At 66.2% G+C, this 21045-nt stretch carries 21 protein-coding genes; 11 read left to right on the forward strand and 10 right to left on the reverse strand.

The genetic code is table 11. The annotated features are described in order from the left end of the window. A partial coding sequence (locus AAIL68_RS12435) for a hypothetical protein (RefSeq protein WP_347140100.1) occupies positions 1-199 on the forward strand: 199 nt, incomplete at its 5' end. Positions 200-242: 43 nt separating this feature from the next. Here AAIL68_RS12435 and AAIL68_RS12440 read toward each other — a convergent pair. From AAIL68_RS12440 to AAIL68_RS12460, 5 genes are read right to left on the reverse strand one after another with little or no spacing between them, the layout of a single operon-like run. After that, positions 243-1193: a sugar-binding transcriptional regulator gene (locus tag AAIL68_RS12440; RefSeq protein WP_347140101.1), complete on the reverse strand. Its 951-nt coding sequence runs from the start codon at positions 1191-1193 to the stop codon at positions 243-245. Continuing rightward, positions 1193-2368: an iron-containing alcohol dehydrogenase gene (locus AAIL68_RS12445; RefSeq protein ID WP_347140102.1), complete on the reverse strand. Its 1176-nt coding sequence runs from the start codon at positions 2366-2368 to the stop codon at positions 1193-1195. Before AAIL68_RS12445 ends, AAIL68_RS12440 begins: the two co-directional genes overlap by 1 nt. Position 2369: 1 nt before the next feature. Further along, entirely contained in the window at positions 2370-3302 is a 933-nt protein-coding gene (locus AAIL68_RS12450; RefSeq protein ID WP_347140103.1) for a TIM barrel protein, read from the reverse strand. A 5-nt stretch (positions 3303-3307) separates the two neighbouring features. Beyond that, entirely contained in the window at positions 3308-4828 is a 1521-nt protein-coding gene (locus AAIL68_RS12455) for a glycerol-3-phosphate dehydrogenase (protein WP_347140104.1), read from the reverse strand. A gap of 1 nt (position 4829) precedes the next feature. Then, positions 4830-6392 carry an FGGY-family carbohydrate kinase gene (locus tag AAIL68_RS12460; RefSeq protein ID WP_347140105.1) on the reverse strand — a complete coding sequence of 521 codons (1563 nt, stop codon included), beginning with the start codon at positions 6390-6392 and terminating at the stop codon, positions 4830-4832. A 367-nt stretch (positions 6393-6759) separates the two neighbouring features. Here AAIL68_RS12460 and AAIL68_RS12465 point away from each other — a divergent pair, with 367 nt between their 5' ends. The 5 genes from AAIL68_RS12465 (at position 6760) to AAIL68_RS12485 (ending at position 11649) form a co-directional block, all read left to right on the forward strand. Beyond that, a complete protein-coding gene (locus tag AAIL68_RS12465; RefSeq protein WP_347140106.1) occupies positions 6760-7425 on the forward strand; it encodes a DUF2291 domain-containing protein in 666 nt (221 codons plus the stop codon). Positions 7426-7433: 8 nt separating this feature from the next. Continuing rightward, on the forward strand, positions 7434-8966 hold the full coding sequence (locus AAIL68_RS12470; protein ID WP_347140107.1) for a sugar ABC transporter ATP-binding protein: 1533 nt from the start codon (positions 7434-7436) through the stop codon (positions 8964-8966). Between the two features lie 24 nt (positions 8967-8990). Beyond that, complete coding sequence (locus AAIL68_RS12475; RefSeq protein WP_347140108.1) at positions 8991-10022, forward strand: ABC transporter permease; 1032 nt, start codon at positions 8991-8993, stop codon at positions 10020-10022. 90 nt (positions 10023-10112) lie between these two features. Next, positions 10113-11060: a D-ribose ABC transporter substrate-binding protein gene (locus AAIL68_RS12480; protein ID WP_347140109.1), complete on the forward strand. Its 948-nt coding sequence runs from the start codon at positions 10113-10115 to the stop codon at positions 11058-11060. A 205-nt stretch (positions 11061-11265) separates the two neighbouring features. Further along, a complete protein-coding gene (locus tag AAIL68_RS12485) occupies positions 11266-11649 on the forward strand; it encodes a heavy metal-binding domain-containing protein (RefSeq protein ID WP_347140110.1) in 384 nt (127 codons plus the stop codon). Between the two features lie 267 nt (positions 11650-11916). Here AAIL68_RS12485 and trxB read toward each other — a convergent pair whose 3' ends face one another. After that, positions 11917-12939, reverse strand: coding sequence for a thioredoxin-disulfide reductase (trxB, locus tag AAIL68_RS12490; RefSeq protein WP_347140111.1), 1023 nt, complete (start codon positions 12937-12939; stop codon positions 11917-11919). A 118-nt stretch (positions 12940-13057) separates the two neighbouring features. Here trxB and AAIL68_RS12495 point away from each other — a divergent pair, with 118 nt between their 5' ends. Beyond that, positions 13058-13558: an Lrp/AsnC family transcriptional regulator gene (locus tag AAIL68_RS12495; RefSeq protein WP_347140112.1), complete on the forward strand. Its 501-nt coding sequence runs from the start codon at positions 13058-13060 to the stop codon at positions 13556-13558. Positions 13559-13905: 347 nt separating this feature from the next. On the opposite strand, the gene gshB is transcribed toward AAIL68_RS12495, so the two are convergent. Next, entirely contained in the window at positions 13906-14853 is a 948-nt protein-coding gene (gshB, locus tag AAIL68_RS12500) for a glutathione synthase (protein ID WP_347140113.1), read from the reverse strand. A gap of 168 nt (positions 14854-15021) precedes the next feature. Between gshB and fabA the strand changes: the two genes are divergently transcribed. The 4 genes from fabA to AAIL68_RS12520 all read left to right on the forward strand — a co-directional run bounded on the left by fabA (position 15022) and on the right by AAIL68_RS12520 (position 18485). Further along, positions 15022-15531: a bifunctional 3-hydroxydecanoyl-ACP dehydratase/trans-2-decenoyl-ACP isomerase gene (gene fabA, locus AAIL68_RS12505; protein ID WP_347140114.1), complete on the forward strand. Its 510-nt coding sequence runs from the start codon at positions 15022-15024 to the stop codon at positions 15529-15531. Positions 15532-15563: 32 nt separating this feature from the next. Continuing rightward, positions 15564-16793 (forward strand): beta-ketoacyl-ACP synthase I, encoded by a 1230-nt coding sequence (gene fabB / locus AAIL68_RS12510; protein ID WP_347140115.1) that lies wholly within the window; start codon positions 15564-15566, stop codon positions 16791-16793. 13 nt (positions 16794-16806) lie between these two features. Then, the gene (locus AAIL68_RS12515) at positions 16807-17595 is read left to right on the forward strand and encodes an SDR family oxidoreductase (RefSeq protein WP_347140116.1); all 789 of its coding nucleotides are present in this window, start codon (positions 16807-16809) and stop codon (positions 17593-17595) included. Positions 17596-17657: 62 nt separating this feature from the next. After that, positions 17658-18485, forward strand: a complete 828-nt coding sequence (locus AAIL68_RS12520; protein WP_347140117.1) for an alpha/beta hydrolase — start codon at positions 17658-17660, stop codon at positions 18483-18485. Here AAIL68_RS12520 and AAIL68_RS12525 read toward each other — a convergent pair. Genes AAIL68_RS12525 through AAIL68_RS12535 form a run of 3 tightly spaced genes read right to left on the reverse strand, consistent with a single transcriptional unit; the run spans position 18482 to position 20922 of the window. Next, on the reverse strand, positions 18482-18976 hold the full coding sequence (locus AAIL68_RS12525) for a phosphatase PAP2 family protein (RefSeq protein ID WP_347140118.1): 495 nt from the start codon (positions 18974-18976) through the stop codon (positions 18482-18484). The genes AAIL68_RS12520 and AAIL68_RS12525 overlap by 4 nt on opposite strands. Continuing rightward, complete coding sequence (locus AAIL68_RS12530; RefSeq protein WP_347140119.1) at positions 18969-19628, reverse strand: ABC transporter ATP-binding protein; 660 nt, start codon at positions 19626-19628, stop codon at positions 18969-18971. Before AAIL68_RS12530 ends, AAIL68_RS12525 begins: the two co-directional genes overlap by 8 nt. Next, positions 19621-20922: a lipoprotein-releasing ABC transporter permease subunit gene (locus AAIL68_RS12535; protein WP_347140120.1), complete on the reverse strand. Its 1302-nt coding sequence runs from the start codon at positions 20920-20922 to the stop codon at positions 19621-19623. Before AAIL68_RS12535 ends, AAIL68_RS12530 begins: the two co-directional genes overlap by 8 nt. Positions 20923-21045 lie beyond the last annotated feature (123 nt).

Genomic DNA, 21045 nt, shown 5'->3' on the forward strand with positions numbered 1-21045 from the left:
TAGGGAACATGCTGTTAATCCATATAGAAAAAAGGTAATTGACGATCAATTCAAGCCCGAGAATCTAAAAAAGACCGCCCTGCAAACAATTACGTCAGCCATTCTACTTTTTGTATTTATTATATTTCCGGGTGGAAGTATTACTTGGCGCCATTATTGCTTGCAGTTCTATACTACAGCACAAAAATTTTATTTATAAAAATCAAAAAGTGATCAAGAAATTTGCCTTGTAGGGTGGGTTTTCACCCCGCCAAGGTCCCCGCCGTCGCCTCATCGGTAATCAGCCCTTGCAGCCGCCCGCTGCGCAGGGCCGCGCGGATCGCCTCGACCTTGTCGGCGCCGCCCGCGATCAGCACGGTGCGGCTTTCCCCCGGATCGTCCAGCGATGCCGACAGCGTCCGCGCGGTCAGGGTGGTGTGCAGCACCCGGCCATTCGCGTCGAAGAAATGGCCCATCATCTCGCCCACGCCGCCCGCCGCGCGGATCTCGTCGATCTCCCGCGGCTCGATCATGCCGGATGCGACAAGCTGCGCGCCCGGATCGACCGTGCCCATGCCCACGAATTTCAGCCTCGCGCCATTGGCCAGGTCGAAGATCTCGGCTACGCCCGGCTGGGCCAGCAGCACCGCGCGGTCGGATTCGGAATTGGCGAAGAACGGCACCGGCATCACATAGGCCTGCGCGCCGGTCTTTTCGGCCAGCCGGTGCATCACGTCATGGCGGTTGGCGGAATAGTTGCGCGTCAGCCCGCCCAGCAGCGAGACAAACCGCGTGCCGTTCGCGTCGAAACGCGGCAGTTCCCCGACCGCCGCCGCCAGGGTGCGGCCATGGCCCAGGCCGATGACCTTGTGTTCCCCGCGATCGATCTCTCGCCGCAGGAAGCTGGCCCCGGCAAGGCCAAGGGCGCGCAGGGGCATCCCCTCCTCGCCCAGGTCGGGGGCAACCTCGCAAAAGGCCAAGCCGTATTGCTGGCACAGCAGGTCCTCCAAGACCGCACATTCGACGATGGCGCCGTCGATGCTGACCTTGACGACGCCCTCGGCCACGGCCCGTGCGATCAGGCGGTGCGCCTTGACGCCGGTGACGCCCAGCCGCTTGGCGACCGCCGCCTGGGTCATCCCGCCCGCGTAATGCAGCCAGGCCGCGCGCGTGGCGAGGCTTTGTTCCGGGTCGATCCCGCCATGCCGCGCCATCAGCCTGCCTCCTCCATGATGCGGCGCAGGTCGCTGGCGGTCAGCGCGGCGGGGTTGGCCTTCATGGATGACGACGTGGCTGCTGCCTCGGCGGCGGCGGATTGCGCCTCGGGCCCGATGCCCAGGGCGGACAGGGCGGGAAGGCCCGCGCGGTGCGACCAGTCGGCCAGGATGCGGGCCGCTTCCGCCATCGAGGCATGGCGTTGGCCAAAAGCGGCGCCAATCCAATGGGCGACCTGATCCAGACGTGCAATGATGGCGGGATCGGTCGCCGCGCGGCGGTTTGCCGCCAGCACATGCGGCAGCAGCGTCCCGCAGATCGCTCCATGCGGCGCGCCGGTCAGCCCGCCCAGCGGACCGGCAAGGCCGTGGACCGCGCCAAGACCGGCATTGGCAAGCGCCAGTCCGCCGGAAAGGGAAACCCAAGCCATGTCGTCGCGGGCATCGGGGTCGGTGGCGGGGTGGGGTTCCGCCCCGCCTTCCCCCTCCATCAGCCGCCGGATCGCGGCCAGACCGCGCGGGATCGCGTCGCGGCACAGCGCATCCGTCAGCGGGTTCGCGCGGGTGCAGACGAAGGGCTCGATCACCTGCGTGATGGCGTCCAGGCCCGAGGCCAGCGTCACTGCGCGCGGGCACCCCGCCGTCAGCGCGGGATCGACGATGGCAAGGCGCGGCAGCATCCGGGCGTCGCGCAGGCTGACCTTGCGGCGGTGGTCCGGCACACCGATCACGGCGTTGCGCGTGACCTCGGCCCCCGTGCCCGCCGTGGTGGGAATGGCGACGAAGGGCAGCGGCGGATGGTCCAGGGCCAGCCCCTGCCCCACGACCTCAAGGTGATCCAGCATCGGGCGTGTCGCGGGTTGAAGGGCGGCGATGGCCTTGCCCGCGTCGATCACCGCGCCGCCGCCAAGGGCCACGACCACATCGGCGCCCGCAGCCGCCGCGATCCCGTCCTGGACCAGATCCACATCCGGTTCGCGCGGGACGGCGAAGTCCGTGACCTCGCAGCCCCGCCCCTTCAGTTCGTCCACCAGCCAGGCGGCGCGGCGCGTGTCGCGGCCATGGACCAGCAGCACCCGCTGCCCCAGACCCGTCACCCGCGCCGCCGCCACGCCTGCCTGGCCCCTGCCGAACAGGATCTCGGTGGCCGTGGCGAAGGCGAAGGACGCGATCATGTCAGACCCTCAGGTCGCCGGCGCCGCTGTCGATATGCGGCGCCCAGAAAGCCACGCTCTCGGCGATCTGGGCGATGACCTGCCGGTCGTTCGGCTCTCGCTCCTTGAAGGACAGTTCCAGGCAGATTTCATTGTCCACCGCCCCGCCTTCGGCAAAGGCCGCCAGCAGCGGTTCGGGCTGGATGGCTCCCTTGGCGTTGTATTCGGCGGTGAAGGGGCGGTGGCCCGACTTGTCCATCATCGACTGCTTGATATGGATGATGGGCGAAACCTTGGGCACCGCGCGCGCCCAGGCATAGGGGTCCGTGTCGTCCGGGTTCGGGCTGGTCACGTCGCCATGGTCGATATCGGCCATCATCCACATCGGCACGGCCATGTTTGCCGCCGTCAGCCGGTCCTGGAGGTCCATGCAGGCCGCGATGGTCTCGCCGAATTCGCGACCGATGCTCATCGGCTCCCAGAAGACATAGGACAGCCCGGCGGCCTTGGCGTGGTCCGCGACCTCGGCCCAGCAGTCGATGGCGGTCTGGATCAGATCCTCGCGCCGCTGCGGATCGTCATAGTCGCGATAAGTGAAGATCGCGAATTGCGTGCCGACCGAGGTGCCGCCCAGATCGCCGATGATGTCGGCGAAGGTCTTGAACCAATTGACGTAGTATCGCCGCACGTCGCGGTCGGGATGGCCGAAGTGGTTGAGCCGCCCGTAAGGCCCGGTCATGCCGCTGGTGACGCGCACGCCGGTGCGGTCCAGCGCAGCCCCCATCTGTCGCGTCAGGCGGCGGATCACCGGGGCGGGCCAGCTTGGGTTGATGAATTCATGCGTCAGCTGCAGGTCGCGGATGCGCAGGTCGCGCGCGACCGTGTCGATCAGGTCGTCCGGGTCGGCAAAGCGGTTGACCAGCGGATTGGTGTTCAGCGAAAGCGAAAGGCTCATGGCGGTCACGCGGCCTCCTGCGCCAGGCCGGACTGGTTGAACCAGTCGGCAAAGGCTTTGCGTTCATCTTCGGTCAGGTGCAGATAATGCTTGGTGCGCCGCCACAGGATGTCTTCGGGCGTCTGCGCCCATTCCCTGGCGACCAGATAGCGGACCTCGGCCTCATACAGATTGCCGCCGAAGTGACGACCCAGGCTCTCCATGCCCATGGCGCCCGCGACCACGTCCTTGGTCCGCGCGCCGTAAAGGCGGGCGTAATGGACGATCAGCGGGCGCGGCATCCAGGGGTTCAACTCGCGTTGCAGTTCCAGGAAGGATTCGAAATCGGCATTGGCGATCTCGCCGCCCGGCAGGGGGGCGGTTTCGGTCCAGTCGGGCCCCATCTTCGGGAAGATGTCGCGCAGCTTGTGCATCCCGCGTTCCGCCAGTTCGCGGAAGGTGGTGATCTTGCCGCCGAACACATTGAGCAGCGGCGCGCCGCCGGTCGTGTCCAGGTCGAAGACATAGTCCCGCGTCACGGCGGAAGGGTTGCCCTTGCCGTCGTCGAACAGCGGGCGCACGCCGGAAAAGGCGTGCAGCACATCGGAGCGGCGCAGCTTTTCCTTGAAGTAACGGTTCACGGCGGCCAGCAGATAGTCGATCTCGCCTTCCGAGATCGCCACGTCCTCGGCCCGGTCCTCCCACGGGATGTCGGTGGTGCCGATCAGCGCCTTGTCGCCCTCATAGGGGTTGATGAAGATCACGCGCTTGTCGTGGTTCTGGACCAGATAGGCCTGGCTTCCCGACCACCATTTCGGCACGATGATATGGCTGCCCTTGACCAGCCGGACCTTGCGGCTGGAATTGGCGCCCGCGACATTGTTGATGACATCGCTGACCCACGGTCCCGCGCAGTTGACGATGCAGCGCGCGCGGAAGCTGCGGATCTCGCCGGTGGCCTCGCTGCGGGTCTGGACGGTCCAGGCGCCGTTCTCGCGCCGGGCGGAAATGCAGGGGCTGCGAGTCAGGACTTCGGCCCCTTTTTCCGCCGCGCCCACGGCGTTCAGCACGACAAGGCGGGCGTCGTCCACCCAGCAGTCGCTGTATTCGAAGCCCTTGTGATATTGGTTCAGCAGCGGCGCGCCTTCGGGGTCGCGGCGCAGATCCAGCGTGCGGGTGCCGGGCAGCTTCTTCCGGCCTCCCAGGTGGTCGTAGAGGAACAGGCCCAGGCGGACCAGCCAGGCGGGGCGGTCCTGCGGGCTGTGGGGCAGCACGAAGCGCATCGGCCAGATGATGTGCGGGGCGGCGTTGAGCAGCACCTCGCGTTCGATCAGCGCCTCGCGCACCAGGCGGAATTCGTAGTATTCGAGATAGCGCAGACCGCCATGGACCAGCTTGCCCGACCGGGATGATGTGCCCTGCGCCAGGTCGTCCTTTTCGCAGAGCACGACCTTCAGCCCCCGCCCGGCTGCGTCGCGGGCCACGCCCGCGCCGTTGATGCCGCCGCCGATGACGAAAAGGTCGATCATGTCGGGATCAGGGGTCATGTCAGTGTCCTTTCAGGGATCGGGCCGCGGCAAGCGCGTCCCATGCGGGCGGCAGGGCCCGGCGCGAAGCGGTGAATGCGGGGAAAAGCGCGTCATAGGCCGCAACAAGCGCGGGGTCGGGTTGTTCGGCCTGACCCAGCAGCGGCGTCACCCATTCGGCGATGCAGGCTTCCATGTCGGGATAGGCGCCGATGGCGACGGCGGCCATCATGGCGGCACCGGCAGCCCCGGCCTCGTCGCGGTCCGACACGCGCACGGGGGCGTTCAGGCTGGCCGACAGGATCCCGCGTAGGCTGCGCGACCGCGCCGCGCCGCCGGTCAGGCGCAGTTCGGACGGCAGCGGACCCATGGCGGCATAGCAGTCGCGCATGGCCATGCCCAAGCCCTCGGCCACGGCGCGGATCAGGTCGGGGTATCGGTGGCCTGCCGACAGGCCAATGAGTCCCGCCCGCGCGTCGGCATTGACGAATGGCCCGCGTTCGCCCGCGTCCGAGATATAGGGGTGATAGACGATCTGGCCGGGCTGCGACTGCGCCAGCCAGCCCTCGATATGGGCGACCAGGTCGCGATGCGTCACGGCATGGCCCATGTCGGACATGATCCCGGCGGCGATCCCCAGAATCCAGTCCAGGTTCAGCGTCGCGGCCATGTTGGTCTGGACCTGCGTGACGATGCCGGGGATCGGCAGGCAGATGACATATCCCGTGCCTTCGTCGTTCAGATGCACGTTTTCCGCGCGCACGGCCCGCAGATGGACGCCCGTGGACCCCACGGTCGAACAGGCCACGTCGCCCGCCGCCCCGCCATAGACGCCCGCGCCAAGCGCGGTCATCACCATGTCCACATAGCCCAAAGCGACCGGCGTTCCCGCCAGCAGCCCGGTCTGGCGCGCGGCCTCGGCCGTCAGCGGATGAGTGACCTGGGTGCCGTCGATGATGGGGGGCAGCAGATCGCGGCGATGCGTCAGGCCAAGCGCGTCGATCACCGCGTCATCGTATTGGCGGGTGCGGAAATTGCCGAAGGTGAAGCTGGCTTCCGACGGGTCGGTCGCCCGCACGCCGGTCAGGTTCAGGTACAGCCAGTCCTTGCAATGCAGCGCGACCTCGGCCCGGTCCAGCAGGTCCGTGTGGGCGTCCATATGCGCCATCTGGCTGCCCTGCTGGCAGGTATTCAGCCCGGTGCCGGTCGCCTCGAACCGCGCGCGGTTCGCGCCACCCGCCGCCAGCCGCGCAACGGTCGGCGCGGCGCGGGCGTCCAGCCACAGCCAGGCGTCCCCCACCGGACCGTCGCGGCCCACCAGCCAGGTTCCGTCCCCCTGCGCCGTCACAGACAGCGCCGCCGTGCGCGCGGCAAGGCCATCGACCTTGGCGCCAAGCCCGCGCAGCGCCGCCGCGCAATCGTCCCAGGTTTGCGCCAGCGATTGCGTGGCCACGCCATTCGCGCCCGACTGATAGCGATTCGGCACCGAGGACGCCGCGATCTGCCGGCCACCCAGGTCGAAGGCCACCGCCTTGATGACCGAGGTGCCCGCGTCGATGCCGATCAGGATGTCACGGCTGGACATGGCCAGGGCCCCCGCGATCCGGACCGAATATGTCGGCAGTCATCTTCCATATCCTCCTGCGCGGTCGCGGCAGGACCACGCCCCGTCTGGAAATCCATACACGAAAGGACAGGCATCGTGAATGCATTTTTTTGCAGACATAGAAATTAATTTCAGCTAAGGTCGGATTCCAGAGCAGGGATTGTCAGAGGAGGCACCCTGCCCGCCGGGCGCCGCAGGCCAAGGCTTGCAAGCCGGGCGACAGGAACGTAACGGGGGGATCAGCCATGCCGGACAAGCAAGCCGCCAATGCGTGGCGATGGTGCAAGGTTCCATGCGGCAGCCTGACATGCGCCAACCCCCTTCACCTCTGCCAGGGCCTTCATCCATGACGCAAAGCATCGCCTCGACCACTCCCGCGCCCAAGGCCCCTGCCCCGTCGCGGCGCGGGCTGCTGATCGGCGTCGCAATTGCCGTTCTGCTGGCCGGCGCCATCGCCTTCGATACCACGGTGGTCCAGATCGGATCGGAATCGGACGTGCGTGCGCAGGCATTCTCGCCCGATACCTATGGCCAGACGGAATTCCCGCGCATCCAGGCCTTCGTGAAGGAAAAGGCCGTGGATGCCGCGACGCTCGCGCCCGAGGTTCTGGCCGACAAGAACGCGGCCGCCACGAAATACGGCACGGCGTCCTCCACCGGCGCGATCATGTTCGTGACCGTGACCGGCGTTGCCGGAGAGGCGAAGTCGGGCGTCTATCCGCTTCAGGCCCAGGGCGTGCCGGAAGACATCACCGTCCGCGTCCAGACCGGCCCCGCCATCAACGGCACCGACCTGCGCGATGCGCCGGGCGACATCGCCTTCGGCGGCTTCAAGAACCAGATCGAATACCAGGACGCGGGTTCGGGCATCAACCGCGCCATGAAGGTCGCCGTCCTGGACGGGATCGACACGTCGAACCTGACCGGCAAGACCGTCACCGTCACCGGCGCCTTCCGCCTGATCAACCCGAAGAACTGGATGATCACCCCGGTCGAGGTCGCGGTCCAATGAGCGGGCCAATGACGCGGCAGACCCAAGGCAACCCCGACGCGCGCGAAGTGGTCCTGGCCGCGCGCAACGTCGCCAAGTCCTATGGTCAGGTTCATGCGCTGAAGGGCGTGAACTTCGACATCCATCGCGGGCAGGTCACGACGCTCTTCGGCGAGAACGGCGCGGGCAAGTCCACGCTGATGAAGATCCTGTCCGGCGTGATCCAGCCCACCACGGGCGAGATCATCCTGGACGGCCAGCCGGTCAGCTTCGCCAACGCGAACGAGGCGCGCGACCGCGGCATCTCGATCATCCACCAGGAACTGAGCCTCGCCCCGAACCTGTCGGTGCGCGACAACATCTTCATGGGGCGAGAACTGCGCGGCCCGATGGGCGTCGATTTCGCCGAGGAAGAACGCCAGGTCCGCCGCTTGATGGAGGAGCTGGAGGAGGAGATCGACCCCCTCACCCCCGTCGAGGAACTGCGCCTGGGCCAGCAGCAGATCGTCGAGATCGCCCGCGCCCTGTCCGTGGACAGCCGCATCCTGATCATGGACGAGCCGACCAGTGCGCTGTCCGCGTCCGAGGTCGAGGTGCTGTTCAAGGTCATCCGCGACCTGACCGCCAAGGGCGTTTCCATCGTCTATATCTCTCACCACCTGGAGGAGGCGCTGACGATCACCGACCACGCGGTGGTGCTGCGCGACGGGACGATGACCGCCTATGCGCCGCGTTCGGAGATCGACCTCGACTGGATCGTCCGCAACATGGTGGGCGAGAACTATGACCTGGGCAGCCCCCCCGACAGCGACAAGCGAGAGGTCGCCCTGTCGATCCGCAACCTGTCGGTGCCCGATTCGACCGGAAAGGATCTGGTCCGCAACCTGTCGCTGGACGTGAAGGCGGGCGAGATCGTCTGCATCTACGGCCTGATGGGCGCGGGGCGGACGGAACTCTTGGAAAGCTGCGCGGGACGCCTGCGCGCCAGCGGCGGGGAAATCGTGCTGGAAGGCCAGGAAATATCCCACCTGCCGATCGGCGAACGAATCGCACGCGGCCTGGCCCTGGTCCCCGAGGACCGGCAGCGCGACGGCCTGGTCCAGACCATGAGCGTCGGGCAGAACCTGTCGCTGGCCTCGATCCGCAACTTCACGCGCGGGCTGTTCACCAGCACCCGCGCGGAGCGGCAGCTGATCGACGACAGCATCCGCAACGTGACGGTGAAGACATCCGGCGGGGGCGCGCCCATCGGGTCGCTGTCGGGGGGCAACCAGCAGAAGGTGGTGATCGGCAAGATGCTGGCCACCAACCCCCGCGTCATCATGCTGGACGAGCCTTCGCGCGGCATCGACATCGGCGCCAAGGCCGAGGTCTTCCGCCTGCTGGCCGAAGGCGCGCGCCAGGGCCTTGCCGTCCTTTATTCCACGTCCGAGGTCAGCGAATGCCTGTCCATCGCGCATCGGATCATCGTCATGCACAAGGGCCGGATTTCGGCCGAATTCGATTCCACCGTTTCCAAGGAAAAGATCATGGCCGCCTCGGGCGAGTCCGTGGCTGCCTGATGGGCCGTTGAGCGAGGAAAACCAATGTCTGCAACCACCACCGCGCCCAAACAGGACGGCTTCAGCATCGGGCGCCTGCTGCTGGAAGGCCGCGCCTTTTTCGCGCTGATCGCCATCATCGCGGTCTTTTCCTTCCTGTCGCCGAACTACTTTACCGTCTCGAACCTCCTCATCATGTCGTCGCAGGTGGCGATCTATGGGATCCTGTCGGTGGGGATGTTGCTGGTGATCCTGAACGGCGGGATCGACCTGTCGGTCGGGTCCATCCTCGCGCTCTGCGGCGTCTGCGCGGGTGCGATGATGCAGGGCGTCACGCTGGATTTCGCAGGCGTGATCCTCTATCCGCCGGTCTGGGCCGTGGTGGTGCTGACCATCGCCGTGGGCGCCCTGGTCGGCGCGCTGAACGGAGTGCTGGTGGCCTTCTTCAAGGTGCCGCCCTTTGTCGCCACGCTGGGCGTCATGTATGTCGCGCGCGGCGTCGCGCTGCTGATGACGAACGGGCTGACCTACAACAACCTGCGTGGGTCCGAGGCGCTGGGCAATACCGGCTTCAACTGGCTGGGCTTCAACCGGCTGGGCGGCATCCCAATCAGCGTGATCGTGCTGGCCGTGGTGGCGATCCTGGCCGGGCTGATGCTGTCGCGGTCGGCCTTCGGGCGCTGGCTTTACGCGTCAGGCGGGAACGAGCGCGCGGCGGAACTGTCGGGCGTGCCGGTGCGGCTGGTCAAGATCACGGTCTATACCATCTCGGGCGCGCTGGCGGCGATCGCGGGGCTGGTGCTGTCCTCGCAGCTGACCTCGGCGGGGCCGACTGCGGGCACGACCTACGAACTGACGGCCATCGCGGCGGTGGTGATCGGCGGCGCGGCGCTGACCGGCGGGCGCGGCGGCGTGCGGGGCACGATGCTGGGCGCCTTCGTGATCGGCTTTTTGTCGGCGGGCCTGGTGATCATCGGCGTCAGCTCCTACTGGCAGACGGTCTTCACCGGCGCGGTGATCGTGCTGGCGGTGCTGATGAACTCGATCCAATACGGGCGCGGCGGGCGCAAGTCCTGACAAGCCCAAGCCTTCCCGTCCGGGCCGGGGGTCCGGGCGGCAACCCTGCCACATCGCGGCAGCTTTAACCAACCCCAAGGGAGAGAGACCATGTTCAAGATGACCCGCCGCGCGCTGCTTGCCGCCGCCGCCTCGCTGCCGCTGATGGCGGCCGCTGCTTCGGCCGAGGGGCTGATCAGCATCATCGTCAACGACCCCGCGAACCCCTATTGGTTCACGGAAGGCGAGGTCGCCAAGAAGACCGCCGAGGAGCTGGGCTATACCGCCAACGTGGCCGCGCACCGGGGCGACACCAACACCGAAAGCACCCTGGTCGACACCGCGATCACCAACAAGTCGGTCGCGCTGATCCTGGATCCGGCCAATGCCGACGGGTCCGTGGGCGCGGTGCAGAAGGCCGTTGACGCGGGCATCCCCGTCTTCCTGGTCAATGCCGAGATCAACCAGGAGGGCCTGGCCAAGGCGCAGCTGGTGTCGAACAACGCGCAAGGCGCGGCCCTTGGCGCGCAGGCCTGGGTGGAGGCCGTGGGCGATGCGGGCAACTATGTCGAACTGTTCGGCGCCCCATCCGACAACAACGCCCAGACCCGCTCAAACGGGTTTGAAACGGTGCTGACCCAGTATCCCGACCTGGTAAAGGTCGGCCAGGAGGTCGCCAACTGGGACCGCACCCAGGGCTATCAGAAGATGCAGTCGCTGCTCCAGGCCAACCCCGACATCATCGGCGTGATCTCGGGCAATGACGAGATGGCGCTTGGCGCCATCGCCGCGCTGAAGGAGGCAGGCAAGCTGGAGCAGGTCAAGGTCGGCGGCTTCGACGGATCCCCCGACGCGGTCGAGGCGGTCAAGGCAGGCGAGTTGCAATACACCGTCCTGCAGCCCGTCGCCGTCTTTGCCGAGGCGGCCGTGCGCCAGGCCGACAACTTCATCAAGAACGGCTCGACCGGCGTGGATCAGGAGAAGCAGCTGTTCGACTGCATCCTGATCAACAAGGACAACGTGGACCAGATGACGGCGCCGTTCACGCTGACCCAGTAAGGGCAGACGGGAAGGCGAAGGGGCGCGGTGATCCGCGCCCTTTTGCTTTGGCGAGACATGGTGGAGAGGATTAATCGTAGGGTGGGGTTTCACCCCACCTTGCCTGACGCCACGGACCGCACAGTGGTGGGGTGAAACCCCACCCTACGGACTTGAGCGAATAAGACTTTAAGGTTTTCTTCAATCTACAGCAAAGGCGGTATTAATGCGACGTGGAAGTCCGATTTGCGAAGAATGTGGAAAACTTTTGTGGCGGGTCAACTCCACTGGTCTATGTGAAGCTTGTGCATCTGCCAAACGCGAAGCAGTTGCGTCAGCTCGCGCTGAAAAAGATGCTGCCGATCAGGCAAAAATCTTGGAACACCGCCCGAGCATTTTCTTAACCACTGAAGATGTAACTGGCCTGCCTCTTGAACGACGGCTTGGTGTCATTGCCGCCGATTGTGCTTTTGGACTGCATGCCTTTAAAAATCTTTTCGTTGAAGTGGGTGGTCGAAGCAAGACAATTGAAAACGCGCTTGCTGATGCAAGAGCAGCGGCACTTGATAGCTTGCTCGATAGGCAGCTTTGGTCGGTGCGGATGCTGTAGTGGGAGTATCGGTTTCTACAAGCGAGTTTGTCGGTCGCGGCGCCGTGGCAATAGTTGGCGCAGTGGGAACGGCTGTGACCCTGAAGCCGTCCCATAGCAGGTGCAATGTACTCTGCTTACCTTGTTAGCCCGCCATCTCATCTTCCCGCGAGGCGTAAGGTGGGCTCTACCCCATCCTGCCTGAGGCAACGAGCCGCGGAATGGTGGGGTGAAACCCCACCCTACAAACTGGCGTAGGTATCGAAGACATCACCGCCTGACGGCGGCTCAGCCCGCCATCTCGTCTTCCCGCCAAGCGTGGTCGGGGTCGGGTTGGCCCGCATCGTCATGTTCAGCCAGCCAGTTTTCCGCATCCAGCGCCGCCATGCAGCCCATGCCCGCGCTTGTCACCGCCTGGCGATAGACATGGTCGGTCAGATCCCCCGCCGCGAAGACGCCTGGGATCGAGGTGCGGGTGCTGCCAGGCTCGACCTTCACATAGCCGCCGTTGTGCAACTCCAGCTGGTCGCGCACCAGTTCGCTGGCGGGCGCATGGCCGATGGCGATGAACACGCCGTCCGCCGGGACCGTGCGCGTGCTGCCGTCCTTGGTCGAGGTCAGCACCGCGCCCGTCACGCCCATCGGCGTGTCCACGCCCGTGACTTCGGTCAGGGCATGGTCCCAGATCACCTCGACCTTGGGGTTCCTGAACAGGCGCTGCTGCAGGATCTTCTCGGCCCGCAGGCTGTCGCGGCGGTGGACCAGCGTCACCTTGCTGGCGAACTTGGTCAGGAACAGCGCTTCCTCGACCGCCGTGTTGCCGCCGCCGATCACCAGAACCTCGCGGCCCCGATAGAAGAAGCCGTCGCAGGTGGCGCAGGCGCTGACGCCGAAGCCCTTGAACTTCTCCTCGGACGGCAGGCCCAGCCAGCGGGCCTGCGCGCCGGTCGCCAGGATCACCGCGTCAGCCGTCACCACGCGCCCGCTGTCGCAGGTTGCGACAAAGGGCCGCCGCTGCAAATCAAGCGTCGTCACCATGTCCACCACGATCTCGGCCCCCATGGCGCGGGCATGTTCCTCCATCTTGACCATCAGTTCGGGGCCCTGGATCTCGGTCTCGCCCGGCCAGTTCTCGACCTCGGTGGTGATGGTCAGCTGACCGCCGGGCTGCATCCCCTGGATCAGCATGGGCTTCAGCATGGCGCGCGCGGCATAGACGGCGGCGGTATAACCCGCCGGTCCCGAGCCGACGATCAGAAGTTTGACATGCGTGCGTTCGGTCATCTTGCGTCCCATCCGGTGTTTGTGCATGAGGTAGTCCTTCCCATCGGACTCTGCAACGCAGGACGCGCCCAGAAAGAATGTTGCGCGCCTTGTGCCCGCATTGTAGTTTCCGGCAACCCACAAGACCCGATCAAGAAAGAGCAGCATGGCCGGCGCGAAACTGGACGACATCGACCGCAAGATCCTGGCCGAGCTTCAGGCCGACGGCCGGATGACGAATGTCGAACTGGCCCGCCGGGTGGGCATCTCGGCGCCCCCCTGCCTGCGCCGCGTCCGCGCGCTGGAGGAAACGGGCTTCATCCGCGGCTATCACGCCGACATCGACGCCCGCGAACTGGGCTTCGAGGTGCAGGTCTTCGCCATGGTGCGCCTGGCCCAGCAATCGGAGCGCGACCTGTCGGCCTTCGAGGCGCTGGTGCAGGGCTGGCCTCTGGTCCGCGAATGCCACATGCTGAACGGAGAGATCGACTTCATCCTGAAATGCGTCTCGCCGGATCTCTCCACCTTCCAGCGGTTCCTGACGCAATCGCTGACGGCCGCGCCGAACGTCGCCAGCGTCAAGACCTCGCTGGTGATCCGGGCGGCGAAGGACCAGCCGGGGGTGCCGTTCGAGGTGGTGGAGGAACGGGTGCGCGAGGCGGGGTGACCAGCACCCGCACCCTCGGGATATTTGAGGGCGGGGTTTCACCCCACTTTTGGCGGACTACCAGCAGCACGGGCGGGACTAGGAAACGCATGCGCTTCCCCCGCCCGCTTGAGCAGGTTTCACCAGAAACGTCTCCATATCGCGACCCCGGTAGGCCAGCGCCCGACCCGGTGGGCGTGTAAGCGCCCGCCGGTGGCGGAGGGGCGCTGGCCGGGCCTTTGAGGCCCGGCGACACTTGTGGCACCGGCAACACGTGGCGAAGGCGATGGCCTTCACCAGCAAATGTAGGGTGGGGTTTCACCCCACCTTCAGCGGCGCGACGATGGCGTAAAACCCCACCCCACAGGTCAGCCAGCGGCGCGGCGCTGCTCAATCGCCTCCCAAATCTTCTCGGCCGCGTTGATGCCGTCGAACCGCTCCAGTTCCTGAATCCCCGTGGGCGAGGTCACGTTGATTTCCGTCAGCCAGCCGTCGATCACGTCGATGCCGGTGAAGATCAGGCCCTTTTCGCGCAACACTGGCCCGATCCTCCGGCAGATCTCGTATTCGCGTTCGGTCAGGCCGATCTTCTCGGCCCGTCCGCCCACATGCATGTTCGACCGCGCCTCGCCCGTTTGCGGCACGCGGTTGATGGCGCCGACGGGTTCGCCATCGACCAGGATAATGCGCTTGTCGCCTTGGCTTACGGCATGGATGTATTTCTGCGCGATCATCGGTTCGCGGTTGATGCCCGCGAACAGTTCCAGAAGCGCCGACAGGTTGCGGTCGTCGGGGTCCAGGTGGAACACCCCTGCCCCGCCATTGCCGTAAAGGGGCTTCACGATGATGTCGCCGTGCCGGTCGCGGAAGGCGCGGATCGCGGCTGGATCGCGGGCGATCATGGTGGGCGGCGTCAGGTCGGGGAAATCCAGCACCATCAGCTTTTCGGGGCAGTTCCTGACCCAGAACGGGTCGTTGACCACCAGCGTCTTCGGATGCACCCGGTCCAGAAGATGGGTCGAGGTGACATAACCCATGTCGAAGGGCGGATCCTGGCGCAGCCATACCACGTCGAAATCGGACAGGTCCACCTCGACCCAGTCGCCGAAGGTGACGTGGTTGCCCTGTTCGCGGCGCAGGGTGACGGGGCGGCCGCGCGCGATCACCCGGCCTTCGTCATAGCGAAGCTGGTCCACGGTGTACTGGAACAACCGGTGGCCGCGGGCCTCGGCCTCCAGCCCGATGCGGAAGGTGCTGTCTGCGGTGATCGAGACATGCTCGATGGGGTCCATCTGCAGGGCGACATACAGGCTCATGCGGTTCTCCTTGCGCGGGCTGGGGACGGTTGTCGCGCGCCGTTTGGCGGGATGCAAGGCGCCGTCGCCGCGTCGGTCGCATTGACTTGCACGCGCGTCGCCCCAAGTGATAGACAGCGCGTCAACTTGGACAAGGCGGGCGCGATCCCGCAGGAAAGGCAAGACCGCATGGCGATGGAGAAAACCAGCTTCGACCGCGACGACCTTCTGGCCTGCGCGCGGGGCGAGCTGTTCGGCCCCGGCAATGCGCAACTGCCCGAACCGCCGATGCTGATGATGGACCGCATCACCGAGATTTCCGAAGACGGCGGCGAACATGACAAGGGCCATGTGGTGGCCGAATTCGACATCACCCCCGACCTGTGGTTCTTCGCCTGCCATTTCCCCGGCAACCCGATCATGCCGGGCTGCCTGGGCCTGGACGGGCTGTGGCAGCTGACCGGCTTCAACCTGGGCTGGCGCGGCTGGCAGGGACGCGGCTATGCCCTGGGCGTGGGCGAGGTCAAGCTGACCGGCATGGTCCGCCCCGACCGCAAGCTGCTGCGCTATCACGTCGATTTCACCAAGGCCGTGCAGACGCGGCGCCTGACCATGGGCGTGGCCGATGGCCGCGTCGAGGCGGATGGCGAGACCATCTACCAGGTCAAGGACATGAAGGTCGCGCTGTCGTCGAGCTGATGGCGGCCAACTGAGCAACAAGGAGAAGGCCCATGCGACGCGTCGTCATCACCGGGCTTGGCATCGTCTCGCCCATCGGCAACAATGCGGACGAGGTCACGGAAAGCCTGAAGCAAGGCCGTTCGGGCATTGTTTTCGCGCCGGAATATGCCGAACACGGCTTCCGCAGCCAGGTCCACGGCATGCCCCAGATCACGCTGGAGGACCATATCGACAAGCGCAACCTGCGCTTCATGGGTCCGGGCGCGGCCTACAACTTCATCGCCATGGAACAGGCGATCAAGGATTCGGGGCTTGAGGAAAGCGATGTGTCGAACCCGCGCACCGGCCTCATCATGGGATCGGGCGGGCCCTCGACCTCCAACTTCTTCGAGGCGCACCAGACCGTCATCGAGAAGGGTTCGCCCAAGCGCATGGGCCCCTTCATGGTGACGCGCTGCATGTCGTCCACCAACTCGGCCACGCTGGCCACGCCCTTCAAGATCAAGGGCGTGAACTATTCCATCACCTCGGCCTGCTCGACATCGGCGCATTGCATCGGCAACGGGGTGGAGCAGATCCAGCTTGGCAAGCAGGACATCGTCTTCGCCGGCGGGGGCGAGGAACTGGACTGGACGCTCTCCTGCCTGTTCGACGCCATGGGCGCCATGTCGTCGAAATACAACGATACCCCGCAGACCGCGTCGCGCCCCTATGACGCGACCCGCGACGGCTTCGTCATCGCGGGCGGCGGCGGCGTCGTCGTGCTGGAGGAACTGGAACACGCCCTTGCGCGGGGCGCCAAGATCTATGCCGAAGTGACCGGCTATGGCGCGACCAGCGACGGCTATGACATGGTGGCCCCTTCGGGCGAGGGTGGCGAACGGTCGATGCGGCTGGCCTTGGCGAGCCTGCCCGAGGGGCGGCGTGTCAGCTATATCAACGCGCATGGCACCTCGACCCCGGTGGGCGACGTGGGCGAGATCAAGGCGATCCGCCGCGTCTTCGGCGAAGGCAGCACGCCGCCGGTCAGTTCCACCAAGTCGCTGACCGGGCATTCGCTGGGCGCAACCGGCGTGCACGAGGCGATCTACAGCCTGCTGATGTTGCAAAATGACTTCATTGCAGCTTCTGCAAACGTGACGACACTGGACCCCGAAATCCAGCCGGGCGAGATTGCCACCAGCCGGGTGGACAATGCCGGTCTCGACTCGGTGCTGTCGAACAGCTTCGGGTTCGGGGGCACCAACGCCACCCTGCTGATGTCGAAGTATCAGGAATAAGCGGGGTCAGGACATGGGCGATCTTCTGAAGGGCAAGCGCGGGCTTGTGATGGGGGTCGCCAATGACCATTCCATCGCCTGGGGCATTGCCAGGGCGGTGGCGGACCAGGGGGCGGAACTTGCGTTTTCCTATCAGGGCGAGGCTTTCGGCAAGCGGGTGCAGCCCCTGGCGGCCTCGGTCGGGTCGGACTTCCTGCTGGACGTGGACGTGACCGACGACGCCTCGCTGGATGCAGCCTTCGCGGCGATCACGGAACGCTGGGGCAAGCTGGACTTCGTGATCCACGCCATCGCCTTTTCCAACAAGAACGAACTGACCGGCCGGTTCGTGAACACCAGCCGGGCGAACTTCAAGCACAGCCTGGAAATTTCCTGCTATTCGCTGATCGAGGTGGCGCGGCGCGCTCATCCGCTGATGGCGGATGGCGGCTCGCTGATCACGCTGACCTATGGCGGGTCGAACCGAGTGACGCCCTTCTACAACGTCATGGGCGTCGCCAAGGCGGCGCTGGAATCCGCCGTACGCTATCTGGCCAATGACCTTGGCCCCGACGGGATCCGCGTGAACGCGATCAGCCCCGGACCGATGAAGACGCTGGCGGGGGCGGCCATCGGCGGCGCGCGCAAGACCTTCCGCCATACCGAGGCCAACGCCCCCCTGCGCGCCAACGCCACGCTGGAGGCGATCGGCGGCACCGCCGTCTGGCTGCTGTCGGACTGGGGCGCCTGCACAACGGGCGAAACCGTGCTGGTGGATGGCGGCTATCACGTCCTGGGAATGCCGCAGAGCGAGAATTTGTGAGGTCGCCGGGGGACTTCACGTCCCCCGGACCCCCTGTGGGATATTTGAGGTCCAAAGCACGCATGGTCGAGTTCTTTACGGCGAATGACGGGGCGCGGCTGGCCTATTCCGATGAGGGCGAGGGGCTGCCGGTCCTGTGCCTGGCCGGGCTGACGCGGAACATGGGCGATTTCGACTATGTCGCGCCGCATCTGTCGGGCGTGCGGCTGATCCGCATGGATTACCGCGGGCGGGCGCAGTCGGACTGGACGGGTGCCGCCACCTATACCGTGCCGCAGGAAGGCAAGGATGCCTTGGCGCTGCTGGATCATCTGGGGATTGAACGGGCGGCGGTGCTGGGCACGTCGCGCGGCGGGCTGATCGGGTTGCTGCTCGCAGCCGTGGCGCATGACCGGCTGCTGGGGCTGTGCCTGAACGATGTCGGGCCAGTGGTCGAGAAGGTAGGGCTGGAGCGGATCTTCGATTATGTCGGGCGCAATCCGGCGGCGCGGACACATGGGGCCTTGGCCGAGCGGCTGCCTGCGGCGATGCCGGGCTTTGCCGATGTGCCCGAGGGCCGCTGGCTGGCGGACGCGCAGCGCCACTATGACGAAACGCCCGACGGGCTGCGGATCAGGTACGATCCTGCCCTGCGCGAGGCTTTCCTTGCCGCGTTCGAGGGCGAGACGCCCGACCTGTGGCCGCTTTGGGATGCGACAGCGGGGTTGCCGGTCGCGCTGATCCGGGGGGCGAATTCCGACCTGCTGTCGGCTGGCGTTGCCGCCGAGATGCTGCGCCGTCGCCCCGACACGATCTTTGCCGAGGTGCCGGGCCGCGCCCATGTCCCCTGGCTGGATGAGCCAGAGTCGCTGGCCGCGATCAATGCCTGGCTGGATCGCTGCGGGCGTTAAAAGCGCATCCCGACGCTGAAGCTGGCCCCCTCGGTGCCGATGCCGAAATCGGCGGCGCCAAACGAAAAGCCGATCAGGGCGCCGGTCAGCGCCTGCTGCATCGTATGTTCGCCCGCATGGACGCGGCTGGCCGCCGTCAGGCCCGCCGCGCCGTAAAGGCCGATGCCTGCCGCGCGGTCATCGGGGAAGCACTTGCCCGCCAGATCCGCCGCGCCAAAGGCTGCGGCGGCGGAATGGCCCGAGGGAAAGCCCTTGCCTTCCCCGCTGGGGCGGACCGAGATCGGCGTGCCGTCGAGCCACGACTTCAGCCCCCAGACCACGGCCGCCTGCAGGGCACCGCGCAGGGCGAAATCCTCCAGCCGGTCGTCGCGGGCGGCACAGACGGCGGCGGCCAGCGGCAGGCCGTATTTCATCGCGGTGCCGAAATCCTCGAACGGGTCGGCGGCGGCGGGCGTTGCCGCAAGGGCTGCGACAAGGGCAAGGCTACGCAAGGCCGATCACCCGGTCCATGCGCGCCGCGAGGTCGTGGTTATGCGTGGCGATCAGCGCGGACAGGCCGGTATCGCGCACAAGCCCCATCAGCATGTCGAACACCCGGTCCGAGGTTTCAGGATCCAGGTTCCCGGTCGGCTCGTCCGCCAGCAGCAGCGAGGGCGCATTCGCAAGCGCGCGGCAGAAGGCCACCCGCTGCTGTTCGCCCCCCGACAGTGCCGCCGGGCGGTGATGGGCGCGCGCCGTCAGGCCCACGCGGGACAAAAGGTCGGAGGCGCGGGCGGCGGCGGCGCGCGGCGAAACGCCATTGGCAAGCTGCGGCAGGATGATGTTTTCCGCCGCGCTGAATTCGGGCAGCAGGTGGTGGAACTGATAGACGAAGCCAAGCTCGGCCCGGCGCGCCTCGGTCCGGGGCTTGTCGGGCAGGCCGGTCATGTCACGCCCGTTCAGGATCACGCGGCCGGTGTCGGGCGTGTCCAGCAGCCCGGCGATATGCAGCAGCGTCGATTTGCCCGCGCCCGATGGCGCGACAAGCGCCACGACCTCGCCCCTTGCGACGGTCAGGTCGATGCCGCGCAGGACCTCGACCGGGGCGGGGCCGTCCTTGCCATAGGTCTTGCCGACTGCTTCCAGGCGCAACACGTCATTCATAGCGCAGCGCCTCGACCGGGTTCATGCGCGCGGCGCGGCGCGCGGGGAAGATGGTGACGACGAAGGACAGGAACAGCGACAGCGCCACCGCGCGGAAGATGTCCCAGGCGCGCAGTTCGGCGGGCAGGCGATAGATGCCCCGCACCTCGGGCTGCCAGGCGCCGCCGCCGGTCAGGGCGTTCAGTGCGGCCATGATATTGTCCACGTTCAGCGCCAGAAGCACGCCCAGGATCACTCCCGCGATGGTGCCGATCACTCCGGTGAAGGCGCCGCAGAGGAAGAAGACGCGCAGCACCGCGCCCTCGGTCAGGCCCATGGTGCGCAGGATGCCGATGTCGCGCCCCTTGTTCTTGACCAGCATGATGAGGCCGCTGGTGATGTTCATGGACGCGATCAGCACCAGCACCGACAGGATGACGAACATCACGTCATCCTCCATATCAAGCGCCGCCAGGAAAGACCCCGAGGAGTCGCGCCAGTTCCAGACCTGCGCCCCCTCGCCTGCCGCCTGCAGCAGCGGCAGGGTCCAGTCGTCCACCTTCTCGGGGTCGGTGACGAAGACCTCGATCTCGTCCGCCACGCCCTCGCGGTTGAAATAGGACTGCGCCTCGGCCATGGGCATGTAGATGCGGGTGCGGTCGATGTCGTATCGGCCGGCGCTGAAGATATAGGTGATCTCATAGGCCTTGACGCGCGGCGTGGTGCCGATGGCGGTGCGCGCGCCCTCGGGGGCGATCAGGCGGATGCGGTCGCCCAGACCCACGGCCAGTTCGCGGGCGATGCCGGACCCGATGGCGATGCCGCGGTCGAAATCCTCAAGGTTGCCGACCGATGTCTCGGGATCCACGATCCGCGGCATTGCCTTGAGATCGTCGATGCTTACCCCGAAAACCTCAGCCACATTCGAGCTGTCATTGGCGGTCGCCATGACTTGCCCGCGAATGACCGGCGCGGTGCGCGTGACGCCCGGCACCTGCGCCAGCTTGGTGGCCATGGTGTCGTAATCGGGGATCCGGCCGGGGACGACATAAACATCCTCGGTGAACTCGTTGGTGATCCGCTGCGGCGCCATGTAGACGGTCGTATGGGCATTGGCGCCCAGGATCGTGTCCACGAATTCCGCACGAAAGCCCGCCCGCACGGCCAATGTCGCGATCAGCGCCATGACGCCAAGCGCGATGCCGATCAGGCTGATCCAGGTCATCACGCTGACCCCGCCCTCGGCCCGGCGCGCGCGCAGGTATCGCCAGGCGATCATGAATTCATAGCGGGAAAACGGTCGGGGACTGGCCATGCGGAACGCCTTGGATTTGCGCGCGGACCCTGACCGCGCCGCCCGCAAAGATCAAGCCGACAATGGCGTGACTTTGAACGAATACGGAACTTGCGGCGGCTGTCCGCAGATGCCACATCACCG

It is taken from the genome of Paracoccus sp. SSK6, from assembly GCF_039770665.1.
Classification (GTDB): domain Bacteria; phylum Pseudomonadota; class Alphaproteobacteria; order Rhodobacterales; family Rhodobacteraceae; genus Paracoccus.

Coding starts and splice junctions, on each gene's coding strand:
- AAIL68_RS12535 (WP_347140120.1), bottom strand. CDS start 20,922: ATGGCCAGTCCCCGACCGTTTTCCCGCTATGAATTCATGATCGCCTGG.
- AAIL68_RS12440 (WP_347140101.1), bottom strand. CDS start 1,193: ATGGCGCGGCATGGCGGGATCGACCCGGAACAAAGCCTCGCCACGCGC.
- gshB (WP_347140113.1), bottom strand. CDS start 14,853: ATGAGCCTGTATGTCGCCCTGCAGATGGACCCCATCGAGCATGTCTCG.
- AAIL68_RS12495 (WP_347140112.1), top strand. CDS start 13,058: ATGGCCGGCGCGAAACTGGACGACATCGACCGCAAGATCCTGGCCGAG.
- AAIL68_RS12445 (WP_347140102.1), bottom strand. CDS start 2,368: ATGATCGCGTCCTTCGCCTTCGCCACGGCCACCGAGATCCTGTTCGGC.
- AAIL68_RS12465 (WP_347140106.1), top strand. CDS start 6,760: ATGACGCAAAGCATCGCCTCGACCACTCCCGCGCCCAAGGCCCCTGCC.
- AAIL68_RS12460 (WP_347140105.1), bottom strand. CDS start 6,392: ATGTCCAGCCGTGACATCCTGATCGGCATCGACGCGGGCACCTCGGTC.
- fabA (WP_347140114.1), top strand. CDS start 15,022: ATGGCGATGGAGAAAACCAGCTTCGACCGCGACGACCTTCTGGCCTGC.
- AAIL68_RS12480 (WP_347140109.1), top strand. CDS start 10,113: ATGTTCAAGATGACCCGCCGCGCGCTGCTTGCCGCCGCCGCCTCGCTG.
- AAIL68_RS12485 (WP_347140110.1), top strand. CDS start 11,266: ATGCGACGTGGAAGTCCGATTTGCGAAGAATGTGGAAAACTTTTGTGG.
- AAIL68_RS12470 (WP_347140107.1), top strand. CDS start 7,434: ATGACGCGGCAGACCCAAGGCAACCCCGACGCGCGCGAAGTGGTCCTG.
- AAIL68_RS12520 (WP_347140117.1), top strand. CDS start 17,658: ATGGTCGAGTTCTTTACGGCGAATGACGGGGCGCGGCTGGCCTATTCC.
- AAIL68_RS12530 (WP_347140119.1), bottom strand. CDS start 19,628: ATGAATGACGTGTTGCGCCTGGAAGCAGTCGGCAAGACCTATGGCAAG.
- AAIL68_RS12515 (WP_347140116.1), top strand. CDS start 16,807: ATGGGCGATCTTCTGAAGGGCAAGCGCGGGCTTGTGATGGGGGTCGCC.
- trxB (WP_347140111.1), bottom strand. CDS start 12,939: ATGCACAAACACCGGATGGGACGCAAGATGACCGAACGCACGCATGTC.
- AAIL68_RS12475 (WP_347140108.1), top strand. CDS start 8,991: ATGTCTGCAACCACCACCGCGCCCAAACAGGACGGCTTCAGCATCGGG.
- AAIL68_RS12450 (WP_347140103.1), bottom strand. CDS start 3,302: ATGAGCCTTTCGCTTTCGCTGAACACCAATCCGCTGGTCAACCGCTTT.
- fabB (WP_347140115.1), top strand. CDS start 15,564: ATGCGACGCGTCGTCATCACCGGGCTTGGCATCGTCTCGCCCATCGGC.
- AAIL68_RS12455 (WP_347140104.1), bottom strand. CDS start 4,828: ATGACCCCTGATCCCGACATGATCGACCTTTTCGTCATCGGCGGCGGC.